This is a genomic window from Candidatus Poriferisocius sp. (assembly GCF_965202595.1).
Lineage (GTDB): Bacteria > Actinomycetota > Acidimicrobiia > Acidimicrobiales > Bin134 > Poriferisocius.
In genome coordinates, this window is record NZ_OZ241836.1 from 1,042,735 (window position 1) to 1,054,509 (window position 11,775).

The 11,775-nt window shown below is 68.3% G+C and carries 11 protein-coding genes; 2 read left to right on the forward strand and 9 right to left on the reverse strand.

All coding sequences use genetic code 11. The features are described 5' to 3' along the window. Positions 1–71: 71 nt before the first annotated feature. Positions 72–1,910, forward strand: coding sequence for a class I adenylate-forming enzyme family protein (locus ACOGXC_RS05100; protein WP_419919626.1), 1,839 nt, complete (start codon positions 72–74; stop codon positions 1,908–1,910). Positions 1,911–1,946: 36 nt separating this feature from the next. On the opposite strand, the gene ACOGXC_RS05105 is transcribed toward ACOGXC_RS05100, so the two are convergent. Together ACOGXC_RS05105 and ACOGXC_RS05110 are read right to left on the reverse strand one after the other, a co-directional pair. Next, positions 1,947–2,429, reverse strand: a complete 483-nt coding sequence (locus ACOGXC_RS05105) for a hypothetical protein (RefSeq protein ID WP_419919627.1) — start codon at positions 2,427–2,429, stop codon at positions 1,947–1,949. A gap of 11 nt (positions 2,430–2,440) precedes the next feature. Beyond that, positions 2,441–3,454, reverse strand: a complete 1,014-nt coding sequence (locus ACOGXC_RS05110; protein ID WP_419919628.1) for a cupin domain-containing protein — start codon at positions 3,452–3,454, stop codon at positions 2,441–2,443. A 155-nt stretch (positions 3,455–3,609) separates the two neighbouring features. Here ACOGXC_RS05110 and ACOGXC_RS05115 point away from each other — a divergent pair, with 155 nt between their 5' ends. Next, positions 3,610–5,487, forward strand: coding sequence for an FAD-binding protein (locus tag ACOGXC_RS05115; protein WP_419919629.1), 1,878 nt, complete (start codon positions 3,610–3,612; stop codon positions 5,485–5,487). A 98-nt stretch (positions 5,488–5,585) separates the two neighbouring features. Here ACOGXC_RS05115 and ACOGXC_RS05120 read toward each other — a convergent pair whose 3' ends face one another. The 7 genes from ACOGXC_RS05120 to mltG all read right to left on the reverse strand — a co-directional run bounded on the left by ACOGXC_RS05120 (position 5,586) and on the right by mltG (position 11,692). Next, positions 5,586–6,767 carry a M24 family metallopeptidase gene (locus ACOGXC_RS05120; protein ID WP_419919630.1) on the reverse strand — a complete coding sequence of 394 codons (1,182 nt, stop codon included), beginning with the start codon at positions 6,765–6,767 and terminating at the stop codon, positions 5,586–5,588. Then, a complete protein-coding gene (aroQ, locus tag ACOGXC_RS05125; RefSeq protein ID WP_419919631.1) occupies positions 6,764–7,201 on the reverse strand; it encodes a type II 3-dehydroquinate dehydratase in 438 nt (145 codons plus the stop codon). Before aroQ ends, ACOGXC_RS05120 begins: the two co-directional genes overlap by 4 nt. A gap of 58 nt (positions 7,202–7,259) precedes the next feature. Next, positions 7,260–8,294, reverse strand: a complete 1,035-nt coding sequence (locus tag ACOGXC_RS05130; RefSeq protein WP_419919632.1) for a 3-dehydroquinate synthase family protein — start codon at positions 8,292–8,294, stop codon at positions 7,260–7,262. 29 nt (positions 8,295–8,323) lie between these two features. Continuing rightward, positions 8,324–8,854 carry a shikimate kinase gene (locus ACOGXC_RS05135; protein WP_419919633.1) on the reverse strand — a complete coding sequence of 177 codons (531 nt, stop codon included), beginning with the start codon at positions 8,852–8,854 and terminating at the stop codon, positions 8,324–8,326. A gap of 99 nt (positions 8,855–8,953) precedes the next feature. Then, positions 8,954–9,652 carry a prepilin peptidase gene (locus tag ACOGXC_RS05140; protein ID WP_419919634.1) on the reverse strand — a complete coding sequence of 233 codons (699 nt, stop codon included), beginning with the start codon at positions 9,650–9,652 and terminating at the stop codon, positions 8,954–8,956. Between the two features lie 10 nt (positions 9,653–9,662). Further along, complete coding sequence (aroE, locus tag ACOGXC_RS05145; protein WP_419919635.1) at positions 9,663–10,565, reverse strand: shikimate dehydrogenase; 903 nt, start codon at positions 10,563–10,565, stop codon at positions 9,663–9,665. Next, positions 10,559–11,692, reverse strand: a complete 1,134-nt coding sequence (mltG, locus tag ACOGXC_RS05150; protein WP_419919636.1) for an endolytic transglycosylase MltG — start codon at positions 11,690–11,692, stop codon at positions 10,559–10,561. The genes aroE and mltG overlap by 7 nt, the downstream gene beginning before the upstream one ends. Between the last annotated feature and the right edge of the window lie 83 nt (positions 11,693–11,775).

Genomic DNA, 11,775 nt, shown 5'->3' on the forward strand with positions numbered 1-11,775 from the left:
CACCCCTGTGTACAGCCGTCCCCTCGCCATAGCAGCCCCCGTGTACAGCCGTCCCTCGCCATAGCACCCCCGTGCATCCCGCTCAGCGATCCGATACCGTCGCCGATCCGGAACTGGCGGCCCGCTACATGGCGGCGGGATGGTGGGGTAACGACACTCCCACCGACCTGCTTCGCCGCCACGCCGCCGACCGCCCCGACGACATCGCCTACATAACCTGGTACCCACGATCGAAGCCAGGCTCCGAAGGGGTGGGAGATGTTGAGCGGTACCAGCAGCGGGGTGTCTCCGAGTCCGGGGGGTCAGGCTCCGAAGAGTCAGGAACCGTTGAGCGGTACCAGCAGCGGGGTGTCTCCGGGTCCGGGGGACAAGGCTCCGAAGAGTCAGGAACCGTTGAGCGGATCACCTGGGCGGGTTATGACCGGCTCTCCGATCGGGTGGCTGCCGCCCTGCTGGCAGCAGGGTTGAACCGGGGTGACCGGGTGGCGGTGATCCTGCCCGATAGCGCGGCGGTCCACGCGGCTTTCACCGGTGCCGACAAGGCCGGGGTGGTGGTGATGGGCATCGGTTACCGGGCCGGGCCGGCGGAGCTGGTCCACCTGGTGAGCAAGGCCGGGGCCCGGGCCATCATCACCGGAAGCGATCACCGGGGGCGACCGGCGGCCGACTTGATGGCCGAGTTGCGGCCCAACCTGCCCGATCTCGCCCACCACATCGTGGTGGATGGCCTCGGGGCCGGGGCCTCCATCACCCTGGACGGCCGGCCCGCTCCCCCACCGGAGTCCGTCCCCAACTTCGGTGAGGCCATTGAGGAGCGCCGCCTGGGAGCCTCCGAGCTGTGCCTGCTCAACTCCACCTCGGGCACCACCGGGCTGCCCAAGTGCGTCATGCAGACCCACAACCGCTGGTTCTACTTTCACCGCAAGGCGGTGGAGTACGGCGGCCTGGGTCCCGGCGAGGTGTTCTGCGTGCCGGTACCGGCACCGTTCGGCTTCGGGCTGTGGACTGCCCACTACACCCCCACGATCCTGGGAGCACCCACCGTGGTGATGACCGACTTCGACGCTGCCGCGCTGATCCGCCTCATCGAGGCCGAGCGGGTGACCGTGCTGTGTGCGGTCACAACCCAGTTCATAATGATGCTGAACTCCCCGGCTTTGGAACACCACGACCTGTCGTCACTGCGGGTCATGTTCACCGGCGGCGAGGCCATACCCTACCGGCGGGCGGCCGAGTTTGAAGACCGTACCGGCTGCACCGTATTGAACTTCTACGGATCCAACGAGACCGGGATGCTGAGCGGTACCCGCCTCAGCGACCCCCGGGGTGCCCGGCTGGGATCCGGGGGGCGGTGCGAGCCCGAGATGAACTGCCGGTTGTACGACCCCGACAGCGGCCAACCCCGGCCCGAGCTGCGGGGTCGGGGCCGGCCGGCCTGTCGAGGCCCCGCCACCGCCCTGGGCTATTACGACGACCCGGAGGCCAACGCCGCACTGGTCACCGGCGACGGCTGGATGCTGATGGGCGACATAGTGGAGATAGATGGCGACGGTTACCTGCGGGTGGTGGGTCGCACATCGGACTTCATCATCCGGGGAGGCAAGAACATCAGTGCCCTGGCGGTGGAGGACGAGGTGATGGCCCACCCGGCGGTGGGTGTGGTGGCCGTGGTGGCCGTCCCCGACCCGGTTTTCGGTGAGCGGGTGGCCGCTTATGTCGAGCCGGTTCCGGGCGCTGACCTCGACCTGGACGGGCTCAGGGAGCACCTGGCGGCCCGGGGGGTGTCCCGGGAGTGGTGGCCCGAGTACCTGTTCGTCCTCGATGCCCTGCCCCGATCATCGGGGGGCAAGGTGGCCAAGGGCCGGCTCAGGGAGGATGCCGCCCGCCGGGTGGCTGGTGGGGCTGATTAGGGTTGGGTGGGCACCGGTTGGCTTGGTGGGCACCGGTTAGGGCTGGGTGAGGATCACTGCCAGCCACCGACCGCTCAGGGGGAAGCCGGATAGTTGGGTCATGGCATCCATGAGGAATTCCAGAACCAGACCTGGGTCTTGATCCTCGGGCAGTTCGTACACCAAGCCCCGCTTGATGTGGTCCTGGCGGCGGTTCCATCCGGCCGGTTCGGTCACCCCCCGTTGCTCCAGCAGCTTGGAGGCGTGCCGCCCGCCGGCGTGCTGCAAGCCCACAGAGGTGGGCTGCCACCGGTCCCGGTAGTGGTGGCCCGGCACCCAGGTGCCCAGCGGAACAGCCGGCCCCCGAGCGGTGAACAGCTTGAAAATGGGCGGCTCGGGGGGGCGGTCCTCGGCGGCCACCAGCGGTTTCAGGTTGAGCCAACCCGACCCGTCGCCCCGGGTGGCCAGGGTCAGCATCTCGTGGATCACTTCGTCCGGCCCGGTTCGCTCGAACCGCACGAGGCGCTTATCCAGAGCCATTGCCGCCCTGGTCAGCCATCGTTCCCATCCCGATCATTCCAGGCAGAAGCCCTCGACCCATCTTGATCTGGCTCATCAGCCATGGTCCCCACCCCGATCATCACCGCGGAGAGGGTGAGGGGCCCGTCGCCGGTGTTGCGCCAGGCGTGCTCGGTGCCCCGCTGGATCACGCAATCGCCGGCGGTTAGGGGTACCGGAGATTGACCGGGCAACTCCAGATCAACCGTACCCCCGGCGATTCGCACCAGGTCGATGGTGGGGGTCCGGTGCATCAGGGCGGCTTGATCGGCCATGGATGCCGGGATGGTCAACTGCTTCCAGGTGATGCCCCCACCGGGCGGGTTGAGCTGCATCTTCTCCTGCGGGGCGTCGCCGCCCTGCAATGGGCTGGCCACCGGGGCGAACGTGTGCCACAGCTCGGCGGTCACCAACCCGTGGCCCGACCGGAACACGGTGGCCGGCGGGCCGTCGGCGCACACCCCGTCGCCGTCGGTGACCACCCGGCGGGGACCAGTGGTGCCGGTGGATGCGCCGGCAAAGCCCGGGTCGTCACCGCCGTTCGCCGCCAGCATGATCGCGCTGAACACGCAGGGCTCGTCACCCACCACGATCCACCGGTGCCAGGTGCCCCGCTGGATGACGCAGTTTCCCGGCCCCAGCTCCACCGAGTGGTTGTTCAGCTCCAAAAGGATCCGTCCCGATATGATCTCGATGAAATCGATGGTGTCGGTGGCGTGGAAGCCGAGGCGCTCGGTGTCGAACCGGGGATCGTGGGTTGGCCCGGCCGGCTTCCCACCCCGGGGCGGCAGCCTCAAAAAGCGCCACGACACCCCTCCGGGCGGGGGGACAAAGTCCTTGCGGTCCGGCGGCTCCTGCCCGTCGCCATAGGTGCCAGCAGGGTGTTTTTCGGCGTACCACAGGTTGAGCGTGCTCGGTCCCAGGATGCTCGCCTCCGCCAACCCGTCGGAGACGATGATCGGGGCCCCCGCTCGGTCGTGGCCGGTAACGATTCGCCGCAACTCCATTCGACAACCGTAGCCACCTTCTGCCCCTTCGGGCACCGCAACCGTAGCCATCTCCTACCCCACCGGGCACCACCAAATCCCAGGCAAGCCTCTCGTTCTGGGTACTATCTCCCCGGTGGGTATTGTCGAATCAGATGATTGATCCTCCTGATGGTGTGATCGCGCCGGATCGGCCATTGCGGGTGGCTGTGCTGGCCAAGCAGATACCGGTGTTCGAGGACATGGTTCTGGGGCCCGACGGCCGCATGGTGCGCGACGGCATCGATCTGCACATGAATGACTATTGCCGCCGGGCGGTGGCCAAGGGAACCGAGATGGCTCGGGCCGGCGGCGGCGAGGTGATTGTATTCACCCTGGGGCCGCCGTCGGCCGAGAACGTGTGCCGGGAAGCCATCCTCTACGGGGTGGACGGCGGGGTTCACATCTGCGACCCGGCCTTCGCTGGATCCGACACCTGGGCCACCGCCAAGGCCCTGGTTGCCGCCCTGGAGAGGTTCGGTCCGTTCGATCTGGTGATGGTGGGGCGCAACTCGGTGGATGCCGACACCGGCCAGGTGCCGCCCCAGGTGGCCGAGCTGCTGGGTTTGCCGCTCGCCGCCGGGGTTCGTTACCTGTCCCTCAGGGGGGATCGCCTGGAGCTGCGGTTGGAGCATGATGACGAGTGGGTGGACTGCGCGGTGGAGCTGCCCGCGGTTTTGTCGTGCGCCGAGCGGCTGTGTGACCCGTGCAAGATCAAGGATCCGGTGGCCTGGTCCACAGTGGACGGCTCGGCAATTCAAACGGTGAGTGCCGTTGAACTGGGTCCCGGACCGTGGGGCCAGGCGGCTAGTCCCACCTCGGTGGGGCCGGTTCGGATGATCGATGTGGAGCGGGGCCGCCGGATGATGACCGGCACCCTCGTTGAGCAGGTGGACGCGGCGGTGGCGGCCATGGTCGAGCGGGGGGTGCTGACCGCCGACCGGGGGCCCGACCCGGATCCGGTCCCCACCAGCTTGCCGGCTGCCTCGGACACCATCGCGGTGGCGGTTCTGGTGGAACCCGAGCGGGGGCACCTGACCCGGGAACTTCTGGGCGCGGCGGCTCGATTGGCCAAAGAGTTCGGGGGTGGGGTGGCCGCCCTCGGTACCGGTCTCAGCGAGGAGCTCGGCCCGTGGGGGGCTGATCAGCAGATCCACATCTCGAGCCGGTCGGTGCCGGCCCAGGAGGATACGGCGGCTCGCTCGACCGGCTCGGCAGCATTGATCCCTCGATCCCGGGCGGTGGGGGATGATCCGGTTGAGGAGGATGTGGCTGCGGCGGTGTCGGCGTGGGCGGTCGACACCCAACCGCAGGTGGTGCTGGCGCCGGGCACCGCCTGGGGTCGGGAGGTGGCATCCCGGATCGCCGCCGCGCTGGGTGCGGGACTCACCGGCGATGCTGTCGGCCTGAGGGCAGCCGGCGACGGGCGGATGATCGCCTCCAAACCGGCCTTCGGCGGCTGGCTGGTGGCCGAGATCGGCTGCTCGTCACCGATTCAGATGGCCACCGTCCGCCCGGGGGTGTTGCCCCGTTACCAATCGAATCCCCACCGCCCGCCGGCTCGCCGAGCGTCCCTGGTCTCCCCCGGTCGTAGCCGCCTGGAAATCATCCGGCGCTACCGTGACGACGACAGCGACGAGTTGGCCAACGCTTCGGTGGTGATCGGCGTGGGCCAGGGTGTGGACCCGGCCGGCTACCCCGAGCTGGAGAAGCATCGGGCGGCCATCGGGGCCACCCTGTGCGCCACCCGCAAGGTGACCGACTACGGCTGGATGCCTCGGGCTCGCCAGGTGGGTATAACCGGCCACAGCATCAGCCCGCGGCTGTACATTGCCATCGGCACCAGCGGCAAGTTCAACCACACCGTAGGAGTCCGCAATGCCGGCATGGTGGTGGGGATCAATCCCGATCCCGACGCTCCCCTGTGGGATGTGGTGGACATCGGCATCGTGGGCGATTGGGCAGAGGTGTTCGATGCCCTCATACCCCGCATGGTCGAAGCCGGACTCGGCTAGGAGTTCGGCTAGTTGGTTGTGTTCGATGCCCTCATACCCCGCATGGTCGAAGCCCTGGGGGGGGGGTTGAGCCTACTTTCTTGCTTGCTTGGCGGCGCTCAAACTGCTTCCAGGGTTTTGGGGGAGTTGGTCAGGGGGCGGGCACCATCGGCGGTGACCACAACGGTGTCCTCCACCCGGGCCCCGCATAAGCCGGTTAGGTAGATGCCGGGTTCCACCGTTATCACCTGGCCGGTTTGCAACGGTTCGGCGGCGGTGGATCGTATCCAGGGCTGCTCGTGGATTTCGAGACCCACACCGTGCCCGGTGCCGTGGACGAAGGCATCGGCCCAGCCCTCGGCATCGATCCGGTTCCGGCAGGCCCTGTCCACCTCGAGGACTGCTCGACCGGGGACCACCTGCTCCACCCCGAGTCGCTGGGCATCCCGCACCGTTTCGAAGACCCGGCAAGCGGTGGCATCGGGGGCCTCCACTGCCAGCGTCCGGGTCATGTCGGAGCGGTAACCGTCCACCACCGCGCCCATGTCCACGATCACCAGCTCCCCCCGCCCGATGGCGCGGTCGGTGGGGCGCAGGTGGGGCAGGGCCGCGTTGGGGCCCGAGGCCACGATGGTGGTGAAGGCGCTGCCGCTGGCTCCCCGGCGGCGAAGAGCGGTGTCCAGGGCCAGGGCCACCTCCTTTTCGGTGGGGCCGCCGGCCAGCAGGGGTCGAACCTCGGCCAGCGCGGCATCGGCGATGGCCGCGGCCCTGGCGATGCGGTCGATCTCGCCGGCATCCTTTATCCGGCGGCAGTGCTCCACCACTCCGGTGGTGGCCACCAGTTCGGCCGCACCGAACCACTCGGCGTACCGGCGCTGGTGGGCCCAGCTAACCGAGGTCGCCTCCAAGCCGATGCGCCCCACCCCACCGGCCGCCGCGGCCAGAATATCCCGGGGCGGGTCGTTGGTGATCTCGATGCGGGCGGGCACCCCGGCCCGGCTGGTTTCGGCCTCGGCCTGCTCGGCGTAGCGCCGATCGGTTACCAGCAGCAGCTCTTCGGGTCCCAGCCATACCATCCCGCTCGAGCCGGTGAACCCGGTGAGGTAACCCACGCTGATCGGGTTGGTGATGAGCAACGCATCACACCCGGCGGTGGCCCCACCCGCCCGCACCCGATCGGCCCGCCCGGCAACATCCATCGCCACCAGATCCGGCGGATGGGTGGCGAGGCTGGTGGTGTTGAGCTCGGTTGTGTAGGTGGTTGGAGGGCAAGAACCCTGGGGGCTGGCGAGGCTGGTCATGCCAGCAGGCGGGTGACTGCTCGCACGGCCAGCTCGTAACCGTGGCCGCCGAATCCGACGATGGTGCCGGTGGCCACCGGGCTTATCACCGAGATGTGCCGCCAGGGCTCCCGGGCGTTGGGGTTGGACAGGTGCAGCTCCACCACCGGGCCGTCAAAGGCGGCCAGAGCATCGTGGATGGCCCAGGCGTAGTGGGTGAACGCCCCGGGGTTGATGATGATGGCTGCGCAGCGGTTCCGGGCCTGGTGGATGAGGTCTATGATCGTGGCCTCGTCGTTGGATTGATGGTGCTCGATCACCAGGTTGTGGCGCTGGGCCGCGGCGGTCGCGGTGGCCACATGGTCGTCCAGGGTCTCGGTGCCGTAAACCTCGGGTTCCCGGTCGCCCAAAAGATTCAGGTTGGGACCCGACAGCAAAAGAATGGTCTGGTTCACCGTACGGCCTCCAGGGTTTGGAGCATGAGATCGGTATTCAGGAGATCAGTATTGAGGTTCACCGCAGGGCCTCCAGGGTTTGGAGCATGAGATCGGTATCGAGGCCGGTGACCGGTTGGATGCCGTTCGGGCCGTCCAGCATGAAGGTAACCCCTGCGACGGCCTTCTTGTCCCGGCTGAACAACCGCACCAGCGCATCGGGGTCGGCCTCGGCGGGCAGGCCCGTGGGAAGGTTGTAACCGCCGACCACCCGGCGGTGCTCGGCCACCCGGTAGGCATCGATGCGCCCGCAACGGTGGGCCAGCTCGGCGGCGTAGATCAGGCCGACAGCCACCGCCTCACCGTGGCGGAGGTCGTAGCCGCCCTGGGCCTCGAGGGCGTGGGCCAGGGTGTGTCCGTAGTTGAGCACCGCCCGGCGGCCGGATTCGCGCTCATCGGCCGCCACCACAGCGGCCTTGATGGCCACGCACCGGGCCACCCGCTCCGGCAGGGCCAACGAGTCCAGGTCGGTGTCGGTAATGAAGTGGTACTTGGCCATCTCCCCCAACCCCGACCGCATCTCCTCGGGGGGCAGCGTGTCGAGCACCTCGGTGTCGCACAGCACCGCGGATGGCTGCCAGAAGGCCCCGACCAGGTTCTTGCCCTCGGGGAGGTTCACACCGGTCTTGCCCCCCACCGAGGCATCTATCTGGCCCAGCAGGGTGGTGGACACGTACACCACCCGGACTCCCCGGTGGTAGACGGCGGCGGCGAACCCGGCCAGGTCGGTGACTGCTCCCCCGCCCACGGCCACCACCGCATCGCCGCGGGTGAGGCCCCACCGGGCAAACTGGCGGCACAACTCCTCGACCGTTCCCATTGTCTTGGCGCGCTCGCCGTCGTCGACAATGAACACTCGGTGCTCGATACCGGGGTTCACCGTTATGCCCGCGCCGGCCACTGCCTCCTGAGTGACCACCGCCACCCGGTTGGCCTCGCCGGGCACCACCTCGGCCAGCCGGTGACGCACTCCAGGCCCCACCCACACCTCATAGGATCGGTCCCCCAGTTCTACCGGTACCCGGGTTATGTTCGCGGGGTCGCCGGCGGTCATTGGGGATCTCTTCGCGGGGTCGCCGGTGGTCATTGGTAAGGGATGGGGCGGGGGCGGATCAGCTTTATGCGTTCCGCCACCTGGCTGGTATTCATGCTGTCCACGTCGATCACCTCGTGGGCCGTCTCGGCGTACAGCCCGGCCCGAGCCCGGTTGATCTCGATCAGATCGCCGGCGGGATCTTTGCCCAGCAGGGGGCGGTTGGCACCACTTCGAACCCGCCGGCTCAGCGTCTCGATGCCGGCTCGGAGCCAGCATACCCAGGCCCGGGCCCGCAGCACCGCCCGGTTCTCGGCCCGCAGCACCACTCCCCCCCCGCAGGAGAGCACCAGCGGCTGGGGGGATGCCAAGCATCCGGCCAGCAACTCCTGCTCCACGTCGCGGAAATGGGTTTCGCCGCTGGTCTCGAAGATTTCGACGACGGACCGACCCTGGTGCTCCTCTATGGCCGAGTCGAGGTCAACGAACCGCAGCCCGTCCATGCGGGCCAGCCAGAACCCAACCGTCGATTTTCCTGATCCCATCATCCCGATGAGGGCCACATGGGGCCGACCGTCCACGAAGTTCATCCTACCGTTCGGGGATTGACGCAGGCGGTGCGCCACGGCACAGGGATTGGGATCCTTCAACCCAACCGTTCGGGGGATAGATGAGGCCGGTTACCCGGTGGCCCGCACGACCAGGATGACCACGGCCGCAGCGACGGCCATTGAGGGGGCGAAGGGGAAAACGGTGGGTTGGGGGCGGGAGGGGTCGGCCAGGGGGTCGGGCAGTATCTGGTTGCCCCACACCCGGACACCCCACACGATCAGACCCATAACCGCCCCGAGTACCGAGGCCAGGCCCAGGGTGAGCACCACCGCCATCAGGGACCGGCCATAGCCCGATCCAACCCAACCCAGCACCAGACCCACCGGCAGGGACAGCTTCACATCGCCCAACCCCAGGCTCCCCCTCGAGACGATGTGCAGGGCGAGCATCAACCCACCGTAGAGCCCAGCGGCGGCCGCGGCCTGCCCGATGGCTCCCGGCTGGTTGCGCAGCAGGGATATGGCGGTCAGCAGGATCAGCAGCACCGCCAGCGCCGGGAACACGATGACGTTGGGGATGCGGTAGTGGAACAGGTCAACGGTGGTCACCCCGACCAGGGCTATGAAAAGTGCCCATACCGGAACCACGTCCCAGGTCGTGCCCATCACGCCGCCGGCGATTCCGAGTGATATGGCGGTGAACGACGGCACCAGCACTCGCAATGACCGGCTGTCGCGCACATCGAGGCCCCACAGCACCGGCAGGAAAACCCGGCCACCGACGGTGCCGATGGTTCCGCCGGCGATGACCATGGCCACCGAACTCATGGTGTTGCCCTCAATCCTGGTGTTCGCGGCGCTCGAGCGCGGTGATGGCCACATCCTGGTGTTTGCGGCGCTCGAGCGCGGTGATGGCCGCGGCGCTCATGGCCTCCACGGGGGGCTCGGCCCCGGTCCAGATTCGCACGGCGTGGGCCGCTTGATGCACCAGCATCCCCACCCCGGTGGATGCGGGCACGCCCCGGGTCCGGCACTCGACCAGCAGCGGGGTTTGGAGGGGGTTGTAGACCAGTTCGGCCACGTGATGGGTCGAGGTGAGGAGATCGGGGTCGAGGGGCAGGGCCCCGGCACCTTCGGTTCCGGCCATTCCCACCGGGGTGGCATTCACCACCAGGTGGTAGCGGCCGATGCTGTTAGGGCGTGCTGTTGTTCCCACCGGGCCGGCCAACCCGGCAGCCGATTCCGCCCTGTCGGGGCGGCGGGCGATCACCGCCACCTCGGCCGCTCCCCGGCGGGCCAGCTCGGCCACCACCGCCCGGGCGGCCCCACCCGCTCCCAGCACCGCGCATCTGATCCCGGCCGGATCCACCCCCTCGGCCAGCAGGGCGTCGCAGAATCCGGCCCCGTCTGTGTTGTGGCCGATGAGGCGGTCGTGGTCGCGGGCCACGCAGTTGACCGCCCCCAGAGCCGCCGCCGCCGGGCTCAACCCGTCCACCGCATCGGCCACGTCGGCCTTGTGGGGCATGGTCACCGACAACCCGACCATGCCCCGGGCCCGCATGTGGTCCAGTGCCCGGCCGGCTTGCCCCGCCGGCACCTCGAAGGCGGCATATATCCAGTCCAGTCCCAGATGGTCGAGCGCGGCCTGGCAGATGGCCGGCGAGAGGGAGTGCCTTACGGGATAACCGATGACCCCCGCGGCGGCATCGGTGCCGGGGGGCATCCCGTCCGGTATCAGCATCCCAGGTTCCGCTCCCGGCAGACCGCCACCGCCGCCTCGTGCTCGTCGATGGTGACGCTGAAGGTGTGAGCGCCGACCACCGGATCATCGGTGCGGGCGTAGAACATCCACGAACCATCGACCGGGTTCAGCGCGGCCTCCAGCGATTTCCGGCCCGGCGTGGCGATGGGGCCGGGCGGCAGTCCGGTTCGGTTGTAGACGTTGTAGGGGTGGTCCACCTCCAGATCCCTGATGGTCAGCGGTTCGGTGGGCTTGTTGATCGCGTAGCGGACCGCGGCATCGATCTGGAGCGGCCAGCCGGCGGCCAGCCGGTTTTGGATCACCCGGGCGATCTTGGCCCGATCCTCGTCTATTAGGGCCTCCTTCTCTATCAGCGAGGCCACGATCACGGCTTCGTAGGGGGTGAGCTGCACCGTATCGGGGGCGGTGTCCAGACCCACCTCGGAGGCGACCGAGTCGAATTGCCTCAGCATGCGGATGATGAGCGCGGCCTCGTCCTCGGCGGTGGCCGAGTCCAGCAGGTAGGTGTCGGGGAACAGCATCCCCTCCAGCGTGGAGCCGGGGGGCTGGTATCGGGATCTTATGGGGGGAGATGCCAGGGCTCGGGCCAGCTCGCCGGCATCGAAGGTGGGGAGCTGGGTCAGCAGTTGATCGCTGATCTGCACCAGGGTGAGGCCCTCAGGCAGCACCACCGGGAATGCGTCATTGGCCGATCCGGGGATCGGGCCGCCCAGCAAGGAGTCCTTTGCCCGCCATACCGGCATGTTCTCGTTCAGGACGTAGTTTCCGGCCTGGAAATCGCCGGCATCCTTGTAGCTCAGGTAGTAGCGGAACACCGTGGAGTTGGCCACCACCCCCTCCTCCTCAAGGATGCGGGCGATGTCGTTGATGGACGCACCCCGGGGAATGTTGACCACCAGTTCGGGTCCCTCTTCGCCCGGTGGATCGAGGCGAGCATCGACCCAACTCTTGATCCACAGCGCGGCGATCAAGAGGATGACCCCCAGGGAGGCCAATATGATCATTATCCGGGTAAGGGTGGAGGTTCGTCGGGGTAACCAGTCCCAGTCCTGGGTATCGGCCGGCCCGGGGTCAGAGGCCGGACCGCTCCCGGCCCCGCCGGTCATGGCGGACCGCTTTGCCGCGCGCCCAGAAGGTTGCCCAAGTGCATGCCGGCCGATGGTTGGATTCCCGAGAACACACGAACCAC